The 16,236-nt window shown below is 64.5% G+C and carries 15 protein-coding genes; 3 read left to right on the top strand and 12 right to left on the bottom strand.

The features are described from left to right. Position 1 precedes the first annotated feature (1 nt). The 9 genes from HWX07_RS09210 to HWX07_RS09170 form a co-directional block, all read right to left on the bottom strand. Positions 2–448: a RidA family protein gene (locus HWX07_RS09210; protein ID WP_006481310.1), complete on the bottom strand. Its 447-nt coding sequence runs from the start codon at positions 446–448 to the stop codon at positions 2–4. A 58-nt stretch (positions 449–506) separates the two neighbouring features. Continuing rightward, entirely contained in the window at positions 507–1,859 is a 1,353-nt protein-coding gene (locus HWX07_RS09205; protein ID WP_175876072.1) for an NAD(P)/FAD-dependent oxidoreductase, read from the bottom strand. Positions 1,860–2,290: 431 nt separating this feature from the next. Further along, entirely contained in the window at positions 2,291–3,124 is an 834-nt protein-coding gene (locus HWX07_RS09200) for an ABC transporter permease (RefSeq protein ID WP_175876071.1), read from the bottom strand. Between the two features lie 25 nt (positions 3,125–3,149). Next, the gene (locus HWX07_RS09195) at positions 3,150–4,397 is read right to left on the bottom strand and encodes an ABC transporter permease (RefSeq protein ID WP_244129964.1); all 1,248 of its coding nucleotides are present in this window, start codon (positions 4,395–4,397) and stop codon (positions 3,150–3,152) included. An 87-nt stretch (positions 4,398–4,484) separates the two neighbouring features. Next, positions 4,485–5,549 carry an ABC transporter substrate-binding protein gene (locus HWX07_RS09190; RefSeq protein ID WP_175876069.1) on the bottom strand — a complete coding sequence of 355 codons (1,065 nt, stop codon included), beginning with the start codon at positions 5,547–5,549 and terminating at the stop codon, positions 4,485–4,487. A gap of 2 nt (positions 5,550–5,551) precedes the next feature. Continuing rightward, positions 5,552–6,730, bottom strand: a complete 1,179-nt coding sequence (locus HWX07_RS09185) for an ABC transporter ATP-binding protein (RefSeq protein ID WP_175876068.1) — start codon at positions 6,728–6,730, stop codon at positions 5,552–5,554. A gap of 49 nt (positions 6,731–6,779) precedes the next feature. Then, positions 6,780–7,928: an SRPBCC family protein gene (locus HWX07_RS09180; protein ID WP_175876067.1), complete on the bottom strand. Its 1,149-nt coding sequence runs from the start codon at positions 7,926–7,928 to the stop codon at positions 6,780–6,782. Positions 7,929–8,030: 102 nt separating this feature from the next. After that, a complete protein-coding gene (locus HWX07_RS09175; protein ID WP_175876167.1) occupies positions 8,031–8,969 on the bottom strand; it encodes a LysR family transcriptional regulator in 939 nt (312 codons plus the stop codon). A 170-nt stretch (positions 8,970–9,139) separates the two neighbouring features. Next, positions 9,140–9,403: a hypothetical protein gene (locus HWX07_RS09170; RefSeq protein ID WP_175876066.1), complete on the bottom strand. Its 264-nt coding sequence runs from the start codon at positions 9,401–9,403 to the stop codon at positions 9,140–9,142. A gap of 34 nt (positions 9,404–9,437) precedes the next feature. Here HWX07_RS09170 and HWX07_RS09165 point away from each other — a divergent pair, with 34 nt between their 5' ends. The 3 genes from HWX07_RS09165 (at position 9,438) to HWX07_RS09155 (ending at position 11,669) form a co-directional block, all read left to right on the top strand. Next, complete coding sequence (locus HWX07_RS09165) at positions 9,438–10,265, top strand: transporter substrate-binding domain-containing protein (protein ID WP_175876065.1); 828 nt, start codon at positions 9,438–9,440, stop codon at positions 10,263–10,265. A gap of 63 nt (positions 10,266–10,328) precedes the next feature. Continuing rightward, a complete protein-coding gene (locus HWX07_RS09160) occupies positions 10,329–10,979 on the top strand; it encodes an amino acid ABC transporter permease (protein WP_175876064.1) in 651 nt (216 codons plus the stop codon). A gap of 27 nt (positions 10,980–11,006) precedes the next feature. Beyond that, positions 11,007–11,669, top strand: coding sequence for an amino acid ABC transporter permease (locus HWX07_RS09155; RefSeq protein WP_175876063.1), 663 nt, complete (start codon positions 11,007–11,009; stop codon positions 11,667–11,669). Positions 11,670–11,854: 185 nt separating this feature from the next. Here HWX07_RS09155 and trpS read toward each other — a convergent pair whose 3' ends face one another. The 3 genes from trpS to HWX07_RS09140 form a co-directional block, all read right to left on the bottom strand. Beyond that, the gene (trpS, locus tag HWX07_RS09150) at positions 11,855–12,868 is read right to left on the bottom strand and encodes a tryptophan--tRNA ligase (RefSeq protein WP_175876062.1); all 1,014 of its coding nucleotides are present in this window, start codon (positions 12,866–12,868) and stop codon (positions 11,855–11,857) included. A 209-nt stretch (positions 12,869–13,077) separates the two neighbouring features. Then, positions 13,078–13,233, bottom strand: coding sequence for a hypothetical protein (locus tag HWX07_RS09145; RefSeq protein ID WP_175876061.1), 156 nt, complete (start codon positions 13,231–13,233; stop codon positions 13,078–13,080). 618 nt (positions 13,234–13,851) lie between these two features. Continuing rightward, positions 13,852–16,131, bottom strand: a complete 2,280-nt coding sequence (locus HWX07_RS09140; RefSeq protein ID WP_175876060.1) for an FdhF/YdeP family oxidoreductase — start codon at positions 16,129–16,131, stop codon at positions 13,852–13,854. Between the last annotated feature and the right edge of the window lie 105 nt (positions 16,132–16,236).

Genomic DNA, 16,236 nt, shown 5'->3' with positions numbered 1-16,236 from the left:
GTCAGGCTCCGGCAGCGGGGGTCGGCTGCCAGTTGTCGGGAATCACGGCGATGACGTCGATTTCCATCAGCCACTCCGGCTGGCCGAGCGCGCTGACCACGAGGCCGGTCGAGATCGGATAGACGCCCTTGAGCCACTTGCCGACGACCTGATAGACCGGCTCGCGATAACGCGGATCGATCAGATACGTGGTGGTCTTGACGATATGCGAGAGGTCGCTGCCGGCTTCTTCGAGCAGTTGCTTGACGTTCTTCATGGCCTGTTCGGTCTGCGCGCGCGGATCGCCCAGGCCGACCAGATTGCCGTCGAAGTCGGTGCCGATCTGGCCGCGCACATAGACCGTGTTGCCGGCCCGGACGGCCTGGCACAGATCGTTGTCCAGCGTCTGGTTCGGATAGGTGTCTTTCGTGTTGAACATCCGGATACGAGTGTGGGTCGGCTGGCTCATCGTCATGCATTCCTGAAGGAGGGTTCGGTGGACGGTACGGTGCGCGTCGGTCGTGCGTTCAGTGCGCGGCGGCGCTGGTCGGCATCGGGCTCGGGACGGCCGACTCGGCACCATGATCGCCGGCGGGCGGCGCGGCGGGGATGTTCCGTTGCGCGGCGGCCTCGTGATAGTGCTGGTAGCTGCGCTGCGTCGCGATATGTCCGGCCACATGTTTGGCGTCGTGCCAGACGCCCCAGATGAACGCGGAGCCGCGCCGCGACAGCCACGGCAGACCGAGGAAATAGAGTCCGGGCTCGCTTGCGACGCCGCGCTGATGTTTCGGCTTGCCGTTCTCGTCGAAGGCGTCGACCTGTAGCCAGCCGAAGTCGTTCGCGTAGCCTGTCGCCCAGATGATCGACGTGACGCCGGCCGCGGCGAGGTCGAGTTGCGTGAGCGGTTCGGCGAGGCATGGCGGGTCGGCGGGAATGCGGCGGGCTTCGGGCTCCTCCGGCAGATCGAGACCGTTGCTGGCGGCGTACGCATCGGCGGCGTCCAGCAGCGACAGATAGTTTTCGTCGCCGGCCGCGATGTTGGCCGCGAGATCCGCTTCGAATGTGACGGTGCCCCGATCGAAGGCGCGGGTCACGCCGACCAGCGTCACACCGTCGTGCGCGAGACGGCGGAAGTCGACCGTGTGACCGCCGTCCGCGCCGCTCACGGCGATCGTCACGTGCGAGCGGCCGGGGCGCATCGTTTCCATGTCCCACAGACCGAGTACGCCAAGCCACCAGCAGAAATCGCGACCGCGATACGCGCGCGGCGGACGGTCGTGAGGACCGACGGACAGATAGACCTGATGGCCCGAGCGTTGCAGTTCGGCCGCGATCTGGACGCCCGACGAACCCGCGCCGACGACGAGCACGTTGCCGGCGGGCAGTTGCCCGGGATTGCGGTAGTCGGCGGAATGAATCTGCGTCAGGTGCGCGTCGGTGGGTGCGATGGCCGGAATGACCGGGCACTGGAACGGGCCGGTCGCGACGACGACGCGGTTCGCATGGAAGGTGCCATCCGATGTCTCGACGACAAAGCCCTGCCGGCCGCTCTCGCGAACCACGCGCTTGACGTCGACGCCGGTGCGAATCGGCGCATCGATCATGCGCGCGTAGTCGACGAAATACTCGGCCATCTGATCCTTCGTTGCGAACCCGTCCGCATCGACGCCGCGGATATGCATGTTGGGAAACCGGTCGTGCCATGCCGGGCCGTTCGCCACCAGCGAATCCCAGCGCGCGGTGCGCCAGCGCTCCGCGATGCGATCGCGTTCCAGCACGAGATGCGGCACGCCAAGCGCACCGAGGTGTTCGCTCATCGCGACACCGGCCTGTCCGGCGCCGACCACCAGCGTATCGATTGATGTGACTTCGACGGTCATGTTGGTTCTTCCTGATGCGTATCGATTTGGTATTCATGGACTGACAAGTCCGTTTCACCGCAATTTGCCGCAATGGTCGCGATACGACCGCGTGACGCAATCGCGCCGTTCAGGCACCGACGCTGGAATGCCTCGGTAGTCCGAAACGATGTGCGTCGTGTGGCCGTGTTTCCGCGCATTGCGTCGTGTTGAAGAAAATCTACGCTGGGACACTGAATCTGAAAAATATATTTAAAAAATGAATTGCATCTGGTTTGCCTATGCAGATGCGTGTGTATCGACCGGTCATGAACGGAACGCAGGCGCGTGCCCGCGGCGAAAAACGCCGGGTCGCCATCGAATCAGGGAAAAGGAAGGAGGCGGACGCAACGCAACGTACGACACCGACGGCATTGGCTCAGACTGACTTCCGCCAGCCCGGCAGACGGCGGCTAGGCCGCTTCGCGCGCCGCGCTCGAGGCCAGCGCGCGGCCACGCAGCCAGTTGATGCTGGTGAAGAGCAGAATCGCGAACACGATCAACACGGTGGCGACGGCGAGGATCGACGGATCGATCTGGTCGCGAATGCCGCTCCACATCTGCCGGGGCACGGTGCGTTGATCGGGACCGCCGATGAAGAGGATCACGATCACTTCGTCGAACGACGTCGCGAATGCGAACACGGCGCCAGTGGCGACCGCCGGCAGGATCAGCGGCAGCGTCACGCGGCGAAAGGTCGTCCACGGCGCGGCCCCGAGATTGGCGGCGGCGCGCAGCAGGCTCTGGTCGAACGACAGCAACGACGCGGTCACGGTAATCACGACGAACGGCGTGCCGAGTGCCGCATGCGCAAGGATCACACCCGGGTAGGAGTTGACGAGCCCGAGCGGCGCGAAGATCAGATAGAAGCCGGCCGCGACCACGACGATCGGTATGATCATGGGCGAAATCAGGATCGGCATGATCAGCGAGCGGAATGGAAAATTGTCGCGCGCGAGACCGATCGCGGCGAGCGTGCCGAGACTCGTCGCAATCGCGGTCGACGCCGTGCCGATGGCCATGCTGTTCAGAAATGCCCGCTGCCAGTCGGGGCTTCCGAATGCCTGCGCGTACCAGCGCAGCGAGAAGCCTTCCATCGGGTACGAAAAATACGAGCCCGAATTGAACGACAACGGAATGATCACGAGGATCGGCGCAACCAGGAAGAACAGCACGATCGCGCAGTGGATGCGCACACTGGCAGTGGCAATGCGCGTCGACGGCAGGCTGTTGGGATTCACGGACACGATGCGGCTCCAGTGACGCCGGGCGTCAGCCGAACCGGAGCCGGTCGATGCCGACGAGCCGGTTGAAGATGAAATAGAACACGGCGGTGAAGATCACGAGATACGCGGACAGTGCACCGGCCAGCCCCCAGTTGAGCAGATCGTTGGTTTGCGACGCGATCAGTTGGCTGATCATCTCGTCGCCTGCGCCGCCGAGCAGGGCCGGCGTAATGTAGTAACCGAGCGCCAGCACGAACACGAGAAAGCACCCGGCGCCGATGCCCGGCAGCGTCTGAGGCACGTACACGCGAAAGAACGCGACGACCGGGTGCGCCCCGAGCGATTGCGCGGCGCGCATGTAGATCGGCGGCACGCCTTTCATCACCGAGTAAATCGCGAGAATCATGTAGGGCAACAGCACGTGCGTCATGCCGATCAGCACACCGGCGCGGTTGAAGATCAACGGTAGCGGATGATCGACGGCATGCAGAGCGAGCAGCACGCGGTTGACCACACCGCCCGGTTGCAGCAGTACGTACCACGCGGTCGTGCGGACCAGCAGCGAGGTCCAGAACGGCACGATCACGAACAGCATCAGCAGGTTGCCCTGCTTCGCAGGCAGGTTGGCGAGCAGCCACGATACCGGGTACGCGAGCAGCAGGCACAGCAGCGTGACCGTGGCGCTGATCGACACCGTGCGCATGAACGCGGTGCGGTAGACCGCGCTGTTCGCAGGCACCGAATGGACGGCGCCGTCGGGGGATACCTGTGCGTCGAGCCCGTTCAACAGATAGTCCGGCGTCCATGACGATGCCGCGCGTTTCAGCAGGCGCCAGGTTTCGGGCTGGTTCCAGCGATCGTCGGCGGCCAGCAGGACGGGCTTCCATGCCGTGACTGCATCGCGAGCGCGTACCGTGCGTGCCGACTTCAGCAGCAGCGTGCGGAACTCGGGCTGGTAGAAGTTCATCCGGCGCGCCACGTCGCCGAGCGTGCCGGCGTCGCCGGCGCGCTTCAGTCCGCCGGCGAGGGAGGCGAACACCGGTTCGTCCGGCACGCCCTGGCCGTTCCAGTGTCGCAGCGTTTGCGCGAACGACGGCATCGCGCCGGACAGTTCCGGATTGCGCACGCTGCGGGCCAGCAGCGAAGCAATCGGCGCGATGAACGTGGCGAGCAGGAACACGAGCAGGGGCAGCGTCAGCAGCAACGCGTGTAATGCCGCCTTGCGCCGCGCCTGCCGGTATTTGACGGCGTGCTCTGTCGCGAGCGTGGGGCCTGCCGCCGTCATGGGAAGCATTGACGAGTTGTTCATCGGGACTCCGGAGCGACGCGCCCGGCACGGGACGCGTCGCGTAATACCACTACGACGTCATGGAGCGGCGCATTACTGGCCGAGCCATGTCTGGAAGCGCTTGGTCAGCGCATCGCCGCTGTCGGCCCAGAAGTTCGCGTCGATCTGGATCGGTCGCTTGAAGTTGGCGGGCGCGGTCGGCAGGTCGGCAAGGCGGGCCTTGTCGATCAGCGGCAACGATGCCTTGCGTGGCGGCGCGTACGCGATGTACTTCGACAGATCCGCGTATGCCTGCGGCTGCGCCGATGCAGCGATGAACTGCTTCGCGGCCGCGGCGTGCTTCGCACCCTTCGGCACCCCCCACCATTCATAGTCGTACACCTGCGCGTCCCAGACGATCTTGAACGGCTTCTTGTCCTGGTGGACGGCGCTGTCGATGCGGCCGTTGTAGGCCTGCACCATCGTCACCGCGCCGTCGGCGAGCAACTGCGGGGCTTGCGCACCGGCCTCCCACCACACGATGTTCGACTTGATCGTGTCGAGCTTCGCAAACGCACGGTCGACGCCGGCCGGGGTCGCGAGCACCTTGTAGACGTCGGCCGGGGCCACGCCGTCGGCGACCAGCGCCCATTCGAGCGTGACCTTCGGCGACTTTCTCAGGCCGCGCTTACCCGGGAATTTCTTCAGGTCGAAGAAGTCCGCGATGCGGGTCGGGGCGGTCTTCAGCTTGGACGCATCGTACGCATACACGGTCGACCAGACCATCGCGGCCACCGAGCATTCGCGCAGCGCGCCCGGCAGGAAATCCGACGTGTTGCCGATCGTCCTGCTGTCCAGCTTGTCGAGCAGACCTTCGTCGCAGGCGTTGATCGCGTCGTTGGTCTCCATGTCGATCAGGTCCCAAGTCGGGTTCTTCGCCTGTTCCATGGCCTGCAGCTTGGCCAGGCCGCCGTCGTACGACTCGGTCTGGAACTGGGTGCCGGTCTTCGCGGTGAACGGCTCGAACCATGCGTGGCGAGCCGCCGTTTCATAGGCGCCGCCGAACGTGACGACGGACAACGTATCCGCCGCGTGAGCGGCAGGCAGCGCGGAAAAGGCGCCGAGTGCGACGACAGCCGCGATCGTGCGGCGCAGGGACGCGTAGCGAGGGTTTTGCATTATCAGGCTCCAGAGGCGATGGGCACGGCAACAGGCGGGATGGGTAAGCGAACGGCGGAGCTTGCGACGCGGGGGATGGCGGATGGCGACAGCACCTTGCAGTCGTCCGGGCGCCATACGATCGTCGCGGTTGCGCCGATCGGCGGCAGCGCGACGAGGCGCGTGTTGGGGACCTTGACGACCATCGTGTCGCCGCTGTCGAGTTGCAGCTGCACGCGATGATGATCGCCGCAATACACGATGTCGCGCACGGTCGCGGCGAGTGCGTTCGATCCCGCCGGCACGTTCGCGGTTTCGGCGATACCGAGTACCTGCGCGCGCTCGGGGCGCAGCGCGAGCATGGCTTCGTCGCCTGCCTCGACCTGGTTGCCGCGGCGACCGCGGATCGTGATGCCGCCACGAAGCTGAAGCACGGCCCATTCGCCATCGAGCGCGCCGACGCGCCCGGCGAGGCCGTTGTTCTCGCCGACGAAGTTCGCGACGAATGCGTTCTGCGCGTTTTCGTACAGCTCGGTCGGCGTCGCGGCCTGCTGGATGCGTCCGTCGGAGAACACGGCGACGCGATTCGACATGGTCAGCGCTTCGTTCTGATCGTGCGTCACATAGACGATCGTGAGCGACAGATCGCGATGCAGGCGCATGATTTCATACTGCATCGTTTCGCGGAGCCGTTTGTCGAGCGCGCCGAGCGGTTCGTCCATCAGCACCACGCGAGGCTCGAATACCAGTGCGCGGGCCAGCGCGACGCGCTGCTGCTGGCCGCCCGACAACTGCGCGGGACGTCGCGATGCGAGGTGCGACAACTCCACCATGTCGAGCGCGCGTTGCACGCGCTGCTTGCGCTCCTCGCGAGCAGTCTTGCGCACCGATAGCGGAAACGCGACGTTCTCGGCGATCGTCAGGTGCGGGAACAGCGCGTAGTTCTGGAACACCATGCCGATGTCGCGCTGGTGCGGCGGCTTGTCGTCGAGGCGACGACCGTCGAGCAGGATGGTGCCGTCGGTCGGGGTCTCGAAACCGGCGAGCATCATCAGCGTGGTGGTCTTGCCCGAGCCGGACGGTCCCAGCAGCGAGACGAATTCACCCCGGGCGATGTCGAGATCGAGACCGTCGACAACCGCATGCCGGCCGTCGTAGGACTTGCTGACGCCGACGAACGAAATGTAGGGTTGACTGGTCATCGTGAGCTTCAATGAGGTGACGTGGGTGGCGAGTCGTTTGCGTGCGGCTTCAGACGGCGACGTGCGATGCCAGATAGCGCGCGAAGTCGTAGTTCGGCCGTTCCAGATGACTCAGGTGACCGGGCTTCGCAAGCGGGGCATGCACGCCGCGGAACACGGCCTCGACGCCGCGCCGGTCTTCGAGATTGACTTCGTCGAGCAGCTTCTTCAGCGTCGCCATGTATTCGGCCGCCTTCGGATCGTCGACGAATTCCGGCGACAGGCCGCCGCCGAAGCGGATGTGCACGCGATCCACGCCCAGCGGCTGAAGCACCAGATACCAGAAATAGCCCGGTGTCAGCGTGACGAGATGGGTCGGGTAGATCGCGAGGAGCGCTGTCGTCTTGCGCCATTGGCCTTGCAGGCGGGTATTGTTCGGATGCGCATTGCCGATCGGCAGCGAGGCCTCTTTCGTGATCCAGTGATAGTTGAATGCAGGAAGTCCGGGCGGGCACTCCATCTCGTCGAGCCTCGAATGCGGGCCCACCGTCGCGCGATGCAGCATCGGCAGGTGATAGCTCTCCATGAAATTTTCCGCGAGGATCTTCCAGTTGGTGTCCCACACGTGTTCTTCGTGGAAGGTCTCGACATACGACGCCATGTCGTAATTGGCGATCAATTCGTCGAGTTCCTTCAATTGGGCGGCGACAGGTGACGCCTCCTGATTGAGCGTGACGTAGACCCAGCCCTGCCAGATCTCGCAGCGAACCTGCGGAAGCTTGTAGCTGTCCTTACAGAAACCGTCCTGCCTGTCCATCATCGGTGCAGCGCGCAGATCGCCGTCCAGCGAGTAATTCCACGCGTGATACGGACAGACGATCCGGCGTACATTGCCCCGGCCTTCGAGCAGGGTGGACATGCGGTGCAGGCATACGTTCGACATTGCACGCAGTGTGCCGTCGTCGCGGCGGATCACGATAATCGGCTGGCCGGCGATCTCCGCTGTCAGGTAGTCGCCCGGATTCGGCAGTGCGCTCGCGCGGCCCATGCACAGCCATTCGTTGCGAAAGAGGGTTTGCTGTTCCCGCTCGAGGAACTCGGGTGATGTATAGACTCCCGGCGGCATCGCACGAGCGTCGCCGAAGTCGCGTTCACAATTGGTTTTCAGGTCGCGGACGATCACGTCGATAGACGGCGCTGCCGTAGGGATGGAACGCATCGTGCCTCCTGGAAACGTTGAAACCGATCACATTGGAGTCCAATTTAACAAGTCCAATAAAGAGTCGAAATATTCTTTTCGGATGCAACAAGAAGTTTTTCCCTATGCAGCCGGCGCTGCCTGGACGTGCACCTGAGGGATGTAGGTTTCGCAGAATTGCGCGAAGCGCGTGACGAGCTGGCGGGGCTTCATGCTGCGCGACATCGCGATGCCGAGGGTGATCGCCGCGACCTCGTCGCGAAACGGACGGACCGCGAAAGTCGCACCGTCGACGGTGCGGGTCGAACGAAGCGGGAAGTTCAGGATGCTGTAGCCAAGGCCGTTGGCCACCATGCCGCGCACGACTTCCGGCTGCGACGAACGGAACGTCGGCGACGGGCGGCGGCCAAGCGGATCGAACAGTCCGGCAAAGTATTCGCGACTGTGCGGCAGGTCGAGCAGAACATACGGTTCGTTGAGCAAATCGGCGAGGGCGACTTTCTTGCTGTGCGCGAGCTTGTGTTCGAGCGGCAGAATGGCATACGGCGGCAGCGTGACGAGCGGCGTGAAAGAAATGTCGTCGGCAATATCGAGGCTATAAGTGAGCGCCATGTCCAGCGTGCCGTTGCTCAGTGCCGACAGCAGGTCGTCCTGGTTTGCCTCCATCGTGCGGAAGCCGATACCGCTGTGCTCGGAAACGAAGCGGCTCATCAATGCCGGCATCAACGGCGGCGCCAGCGAGACGAGGCAGCCCAGCGCGATCGTGCCGGACATGCCTCCATCCATCTCGCGTGCCATCGTCTGCAGTTCTTCCGCGTTTTTCAGCAGGTTGCGAACCTGACCGAGCACGTCGCGTCCCGCGGGCGTCAACGACACACCGCTCGCACGATGACGGATAAAGAGCTGAATGCCGAATGAAGATTCCAGTTCACCTATCGATGTGGAGATTGACGGTTGGGAGATGTGCAACTGGCGCGCGGCGGCGGTAAACGACAGTGTTTCCGCGGTGACCACGAAGTAGCGCAATTGGCGCAACGAATAGCGCAACGCAATGTTTTCCATGAAGCGTGGCTCGCAAAGTATCGGATCGGGAACGGCTCGCAACGCGAGGTGCGCTGCCATTTTGCATAGTCAAAAAGAGGGTTATCGAGAATCTGCATTATTTTTTTCCATGCGCAATGGGGCTGGCGTTCGATGGACGGCGTGGATGCTTCTGTTCGTGCACCGTGTGATCAAAGGGAGGGGTCGCAGTGGTGCATGGCGCGACAAAACCGTGCAAGCCGTTCATTCAGGAAATGAATCGGCAGACGATTGACGGCATGTGCGATCCGCGTCGCCGACACCGCGAGGCGGCGCAGCGTCGCTGAAGAGACCGTGCATAGGGAAAAGCTTTTCGGTGGATCGGAAAACAATATTTCTGGCGATAAATTGACCGCATAAATTGCGTTGACGACGGATTCGCCGGGCGATGACCGGGCAGGCGTCAATCCGGTCATCCAGTCACTTTTCGATTCGAACGGAACACGTCAGATGAAACGATCCAAGTCCTGTACTTCGCTGTTCGTGGCATTGATCCTCGCGGCAGCCAGCGTGGCCGCACATGCCGAGAGCCTGCTCGATCGCGTCAAGCAGCACGGCGAGCTGGTGGTGGGGACCGAAATGCAGTTCGCGCCGTTCGATTTCCTCGAAAACGGCCAGCAGGCCGGCTTCAACAAGGCGCTGTTCGCGGCCGTGGGTCAGATCATCGGCGTGAAGGTACGCTTCATCGATCTGCCGTGGGAAAGCGTGCTGCCCGGCCTCGACGCGGCCAAGTTCGACATGGTCGCGGGGCCGCTGACCGTCACGAAGGCGCGCATGGAGCGCTATGCGTTCTCGTTGCCGATCGCGGAAGCCACCGATGCATTGCTGAAGCGAACCGGCGACGGCAGTCTCAAGACCTCTGCCGATATCGCGGGTAAAGTGGTTGGCGCAGGCAAGGGCAGCGCGCAACTCGAACAGTTGAAGAGCTACGCGGCGACACTGCCGAAGCCGCCTACGATCCGCGAATACGTCGACAACAACCAAGCGTATGCAGACCTCGCAACCGGGCGCATCGTCGCCGTCGCCAACTCGCTGACCAACATCGCGTATGTCGCGAAGCAGCGCCCGGCGGTGTTCTCGGTGGTGCAACCCGCGTTCGGCGCAAAGGTCTACTTCGCCTATGCGCTGCGCAAGGATGCGGACAGCGCGTCGCTGGCCAATGCGTTCAACGCGGCGCTCGTCGCGTTGAACAAGAACGGCACGCTTGCGACACTGCAGCACAGGTGGCTCGGCGTCGCGACTGCAATGCCGGCCGAGATGCCCACGCCGAACTATTGAGCGCCACGTCCGGGCAGCGGCATCGATGTGCTACCGCCGGGCACCCCTACCGAGCAACCTGCCATGTTCAGCCTGAACACCTTCATCGACGGCCTGCCGTTGCTGTTCCATGCCGCGCTGATGACGCTCGGAGTCTCCGCAGCCGGGCTGGTGCTCGGCTTCTGCGTCGGCCTCGTGGTCTGCTGCGGACGGCTTGCCCCGCACGTTGCGATTCGTGTCGCCGCTGGCGCGTATGTCCGGGTGTTTCGCGGGGTGCCGCTGCTCGTGCAACTGCTGCTCGTCTACTACTTCCTGCCGTTCGTGGGCCTCAATGTGCCGCCCGTGATGGCGGCCGTCAGTGCCGTGTCGCTGTGCTCTGCCGCGTATATCGCCGAAATTCTCCGTGGCGGATTCGCGAATCTCCCGAAGGGCCAGCTCGAGGCGGCGACGATGCTCGGGTTCTCGGCAACAGATCGTCTGTGGAGGATCCAGGTGCCGCAGGCCGTGCGGATGACTCTGCCCTCGCTCGTCAACGAAATGGTGCTGCTGATCAAGGCGTCGTCGCTCGTCTCCGTCGTCGGGGTGGCGGAGATCACGCGAACCGCACAGAACATCGCCGCCAGCACGTATCAGCCGCTCGAGGCTTATGTTGCGGCCGGGATGATCTATTTTCTGCTCTGCGGTTCGCTGGCATTGATCGCGCATGGCGCGGAGCGACGCCTGCGCGCGGCATGACGCGTCAGTGACTTGCCGGAGACCCTCATGCTGACTTTCCATCCCGATGTACTCGTGAACAACTTGCCGGAGATCGGCGCGGGTCTCGCGATGACCGTGGCGACCTGGGCGGCGAGTACGCTCGCAGGGGCGGCGATCGGTTTCGGTGCGGCGCTTGCGCAGCAGGCAGGCGGCCGCTTTGTACGCGCGGCGATTCGCGTCTATGTAGAGCTGTTCCGCGGCACGCCGTTTCTCGTGCAGCTCTTTCTGCTGTACTACGGCGGCCCCGCATTCGGATTGACGTTCGATCCGTTGACGGCAGGTGTGGTCGGCCTTGCGCTCTATGCGGGTGCCTATTTCACCGAGGCATTTCGTTCCGGATTTTCAGCCGTGCCGCAGGGGCATGTCGAAGCGGCCTCCTGTCTCGGCCTGAGCCGCTGGCAAACGACCTTTCGCGTGCAATTGCCGCAGATGATGGTGCTGATCCTGCCGGCGCTCACCAATCTGGCCATCGTGCTGAGCAAGGAAACCGCCGTCCTGTCGATCGTCACCGTACCGGAACTGACATTCGTGCTGACCGGTATCGGCTCGTCGAGCTTCGCGTTCGTCGAGACGTTGCTCGCGCTATCCGTGTGCTACCTGTTGCTTGTCGAAATGGCGACGTGGGCCGGCACGGCCGTCGAGCGGCGCGTCGCGCGTCGGCTTGCATGATTCGCCATATCGCGTCGCTTTGCTTCCCCTGATCCGGGCCGATTGCAGCATCGCTCAGCCGATCTTTTGCTTCGACGGAATGCCCGCGACGGAAGGTGTTCGAATCGTTGCCGGTTACGCTCCCTGTCGATGTTCATATCGGGCGTGCATGGCGCGGTGGGTGCAATGCACGCCGGCATCGCCGCTCAATCGAAATACGTCAACCCCATCGCCCCCTTCACCTCCGCGAGCGTCGCCCCCGCCACTTTCCGCGCATGCAGCGTGCCGCGTTTCAGGATCGCCATCACTTCGGCCTTGTCGGCCTCGAATTCACGGCGGCGCGCGCGGATCGGCTCGATCAACGCCTGCAGCCGCTCGTTCAGCACGCGCTTGACGACGCTGTCGCCGAGGCCGCCGCGGCGATAGTGCGCCTTCAGCTCGGCGACCTTCGCCACGTCCGGCTCGAACGCATCGAGGAACGTGAACACGACGTTGCCTTCGACCTGGCCCGGGTCGCTCACGCGCAGGTGGTTCGGGTCGGTGTACATGTCCTTCACGGCCTGCGCGATCTCGTCCGGCGTCGAGCCGAGCGTGATCGCGTTGCCGAGCGACTTGCTCATCTTCGCCTTGCCGTCGATGCCGGGCAGCCGTGTGACCGCCGACAGCACGGCCTCGCATTCGACCAGCACCGGCTGCTCGACGGTCGCGTTGAAGCGGCGCACGAGTTCGTTGGTCTGCTCGATCATCGGCAATTGATCGTCGCCGACCGGCACGTGGGTCGCCTTGAACGCGGTGATGTCGGCCGCCTGGCTCACCGGGTAGGTCAGGAAGCCGGCCGGGATGTCGCGTTCGAACCCGCGCAGGCGGATTTCTTCCTTGATGGTCGGATTGCGTTCGAGGCGCGCGACCGTGACGAGGTTGAGCAGGTATTGCGACAGCTCGGCAAGCTCGGGCACCTGCGATTGCACGACGATCGTCGAGATCGCCGGATCGATGCCGACGGCGAGATAGTCGAGCGCGACCTCGATCACGTTCTCGGTGACGCGCTGGCGGCGGCCCATGTTGTCGGTCAGCGCTTGCGTATCGGCGAGCAGCAGGAATTGCGTCGCCTCGTGCTGCATCTGCACGCGTGCGCGCAGCGAGCCGATGTAGTGGCCGAGATGCAGCGGGCCGGTCGTGCGGTCGCCGGTGAGGATGATCGGGCGGGTGGGTTGCGTCATGGTTGTCGTTGGCTCCGGGTTGTCGAAGCCGCCAGCCATGACGTCAGCGCAGAAACGCAAATGCCGCCATGGCTGGCGGCATCACGTTTGGGACATGCAAAAGGAAACGGGCCGCCTGGGTCAGGCGCGCCACCAGCAATGCACGATCGGCGAGGCGGGTTGGGTTTCCATCGCGGCAGTATAGCGTAGTGCGGGGTTGGCCGCGCGCGTCAGCGGATCACCGACTCCATCGCGAGGTAGGCGGTTTCGGCGGACGGCCACAGCAGGTACAGCAGGCCGGCCATCAGCAGCCACGCGCCGGCGCGTACGAGCGGCGTGCGGTCTTTGTCGCGTGGGGGACGGGTGGGCTGCGTCGATTTCTTCATGCTTGCAGGCGCGGGGGGCGCCACTCCAACGGTTACTGCAACGGGTCGCGTGGGGCGAGCCGGGGTGTTGCGGGGTTCTTGAGCGGGCTGGATGCGTTTCCGGGGTCTTTTACCGCCTGCGAGACGGCAGGATCGTCCGGTCGCAAGGCAATAAATAGGGGGCGATCAAATACCCGTTTTCTATGCCGAGGCGACCGGCATCGTACCAGTTCGGCGGCGGGGGCATAGTCAAGAATTGTGGGGACGGGCAGTGACGGGAAAGAGGACGTATTTCCTCAGTTGCAGGTATCAACCCTGAACGCTCCGCGATGACGAGCCGAGAGGCGTTGTTATACGGGGATGGCTCGTCTGGGGCAGACATACTGCGGACGGCGTGGAGTCAAATGGTGAGGAAGTGATTATTACCGTTCGTCAGACCGTCGGTTTGTCGGCAATATGGCGACGCCCGGCGCCCGGCGCCCGGCGCCCGACGGCGGCGCGGCAAGCCCGGCGTCGTCCGACGCGATCAAATGAAACGGCCGCCGCATCGGTTCGGATGCGACGGCCGCGAGCGCGAAGCGCAGGGTAGCAGGCGGGCCGAACGGCGCGACATGTGCCGCGCCCCCGCCCGCCTGCGGATCAGACCACCGCCGAGCGCGCGACGCGCACCGGCACCGACTTGTACGACGGCGTGCCGCTTTCCTTGTCGATGTAGTCGAGCGGCACGAGCACGTTCGCTTCCGGATAGTACGCACCGACCGAGCCCGGCGCGATGTCGTACTCGATCGCGGTGATCTTCTCGAGGCGCAGTGTGCGGCCCGACGCGGTGACTGTCTCGATGTCGACGAGGTCGCCGTGTTCGAGCCCGTACTTCTCGAGATCGGCCGCGTTCATGAACAGCACGTCGCGCCGGCCGAACACGCCGCGATAGCGATCGTCGAGCCCGTAGATCGTCGTGTTGTACTGATCGTGGCTGCGCAGCGTGATCAGCCGCAGCACCTGCTCGGCGCCGAGCACGTCCGCGTCCTCCTTCACGCCCTTGTAGACCGAGAACATCGCCTTGCCGGTCGGCGTCGGCCACACGCGCTCGGTGGGCGGCAGCGGCAGACGGAAGCCGCCCGGCGTGCGGATTCGCTCGTTGAACGCCTCGAAGCCGGATACGGTCTTGTCGATCAGGTCGCGGATGCGGTCGTAGTCGGCGATCAGGTCGAGCCACGCGACCTTGCTGTTCGGCAGCGTCGCATGCGCGATGCCTGCCACGATCGCGGGTTCCGAGCGCAACTGGTCCGACGCGGGTTTGAGCTTGCCGGCCGACGCATGGACCATCGACATCGAATCCTCGACGGTGATCGACTGCCGGCCGGTGGCCTGCATGTCGAGCTCGGTGCGGCCGAGCACTGGCAGGATGAAGGTTTCCTTGCCGACCAGCAGGTGCGAGCGGTTCAGCTTCGTGCCGAGATGCACGCTCAGGTCGAGCTTGGCCATCGCCGGGAACGACAGCTCGGGATCGGGCAGCGCGACCGCGAAGTTGCCGCCGAGGCACAGCAGCGCCTTCGCGGTGCCGTCGATCATCGCCTGCATCGCCTGCACCGCGTCGTGCCCGTGCTGCGCGGGCGGCGTGAAGCCGCACACGTCCTCGATCTTCTTCAGGAATTCGGCCGACGGTTTCTCGGTGATGCCGACCGTGCGGTTGCCCTGCACGTTCGAATGGCCGCGCAGCGGGCACACGCCGGCGCCGGGCTTGCCGATGTTGCCGCGCATCAGCAGCAGGTCGGCGATCAGGCGCACGGTGGCCGTGCCCTTGTTGTGCTGCGTGACGCCCATCCCGTACGTGACGATCGTCGCGTTCGACTTCGCATACGCGATCGCGACCTGTTCGAGCTGCGCCTGGCTCAGGCCGCTCGCGCGCTCGATGTCGTCCCACGACGTCGCCTCGAGGTCGGCCGAGAACGCGTCGAAGCCATTGGTGTGCTGCGCGATGAAGTCGCGGTCGAGCACGTCGCCTTGCTCGGCTTCGAGCTTCAGCAGCGCCTTCATGATGCCCTTCAGCGCGGCCGCGTCGCCGCCCGCGTCGACCTGATAGTACGTCGACGCGATCCGCGTGGAGCCGAACGACGCCATCTCGATCATGTCCTGCGGATCGGCGAAGCGTTCGAGCGCGCGTTCGCGCAGCGGGTTGAACACGATGATCGGTACGTTGCGGCGCGCGCACTCGTGCAGCGTGCCCATCATCCGCGGATGGTTCGTGCCTGGATTGTGGCCGATCGAGATGATCAGCTCGCAGTGGTCGAAATCCTCCAGCGACACGGTGCCCTTGCCGATGCCGATCGACTGCGGCAGGCCGACGCTGGTCGGCTCGTGGCACATGTTCGAGCAGTCCGGGAAGTTGTTGGTGCCGAGCTCGCGCGCGAACAGCTGGTACAGGTACGCGGCTTCGTTCGACGCGCGGCCCGACGTGTAGAACTCGACCTGCTCGGGCGGCAGCGCGCGCAGCACTTCGCCGATGCGCGCGAAGGCGTCGTCCCATTCGATCGCGCGGAACGTGTCGGTCGCGCGGTCGTAGACGAGCGGATGCGTGAGCCGGCCCATGTTCTCCAGTTCGTAGTCCGACATGCGCAGCAGCGACGACACGGTGTTCGCCGCGAAGAACTCGGGCGTCACGCGCTTGGTCGTCGCTTCCCACGTGACGGCCTTCGCGCCGTTCTCGCAGAACTGGAACGTCGACTTGTGTTCCTTGTCCGGCCACGCGCAACCGGGGCAGTCGAAGCCGTCGGGCTGGTTGGTCCGCATCAGCACGATCGGCGCCTCGATGGTTTCCATCTGCGTGCGCACCGCATCGGCTGTCGCGCGAAGCGCGCCCCAACCGCCGGCGGGCCCATCGTATTTCCTGATGCCTGGCACTTCGCGTCGATTTGTCATGGTGAATCTCCAATAGCCGGGCCCGGTGCGGGTGGCTCGGTTGCGCCGTGTCGCGGCGTGGGGCGGCTCCGTCCGGCGGACGGAGCCGGTCATGCGTGCCCCGGG

Source organism: Burkholderia sp. BCC0097, assembly GCF_902832985.1.
GTDB classification, from domain to species: Bacteria; Pseudomonadota; Gammaproteobacteria; order Burkholderiales; family Burkholderiaceae; genus Burkholderia; species Burkholderia orbicola.
This window is presented reverse-complemented; position numbering and strand designations above follow the sequence as displayed.

Excerpts from the sequence above, each read along its gene's own strand:
- HWX07_RS09210 (WP_006481310.1), bottom strand. The coding sequence starts at position 448 with ATGAGCCAGCCGACCCACACTCGTATCCGGATGTTCAACACGAAAGAC.
- HWX07_RS09205 (WP_175876072.1), bottom strand. The coding sequence starts at position 1,859 with ATGACCGTCGAAGTCACATCAATCGATACGCTGGTGGTCGGCGCCGGA.
- HWX07_RS09195 (WP_244129964.1), bottom strand. The coding sequence starts at position 4,397 with ATGCTTCCCATGACGGCGGCAGGCCCCACGCTCGCGACAGAGCACGCC.
- HWX07_RS09190 (WP_175876069.1), bottom strand. The coding sequence starts at position 5,549 with ATGCAAAACCCTCGCTACGCGTCCCTGCGCCGCACGATCGCGGCTGTC.
- HWX07_RS09185 (WP_175876068.1), bottom strand. The coding sequence starts at position 6,730 with ATGACCAGTCAACCCTACATTTCGTTCGTCGGCGTCAGCAAGTCCTAC.
- HWX07_RS09180 (WP_175876067.1), bottom strand. The coding sequence starts at position 7,928 with ATGCGTTCCATCCCTACGGCAGCGCCGTCTATCGACGTGATCGTCCGC.
- HWX07_RS09175 (WP_175876167.1), bottom strand. The coding sequence starts at position 8,969 with ATGGAAAACATTGCGTTGCGCTATTCGTTGCGCCAATTGCGCTACTTC.
- HWX07_RS09170 (WP_175876066.1), bottom strand. The coding sequence starts at position 9,403 with ATGACCGGATTGACGCCTGCCCGGTCATCGCCCGGCGAATCCGTCGTC.
- HWX07_RS09165 (WP_175876065.1), top strand. The coding sequence starts at position 9,438 with ATGAAACGATCCAAGTCCTGTACTTCGCTGTTCGTGGCATTGATCCTC.
- HWX07_RS09160 (WP_175876064.1), top strand. The coding sequence starts at position 10,329 with ATGTTCAGCCTGAACACCTTCATCGACGGCCTGCCGTTGCTGTTCCAT.
- HWX07_RS09155 (WP_175876063.1), top strand. The coding sequence starts at position 11,007 with ATGCTGACTTTCCATCCCGATGTACTCGTGAACAACTTGCCGGAGATC.
- trpS (WP_175876062.1), bottom strand. The coding sequence starts at position 12,868 with ATGACGCAACCCACCCGCCCGATCATCCTCACCGGCGACCGCACGACC.
- HWX07_RS09145 (WP_175876061.1), bottom strand. The coding sequence starts at position 13,233 with ATGAAGAAATCGACGCAGCCCACCCGTCCCCCACGCGACAAAGACCGC.
- HWX07_RS09140 (WP_175876060.1), bottom strand. The coding sequence starts at position 16,131 with ATGACAAATCGACGCGAAGTGCCAGGCATCAGGAAATACGATGGGCCC.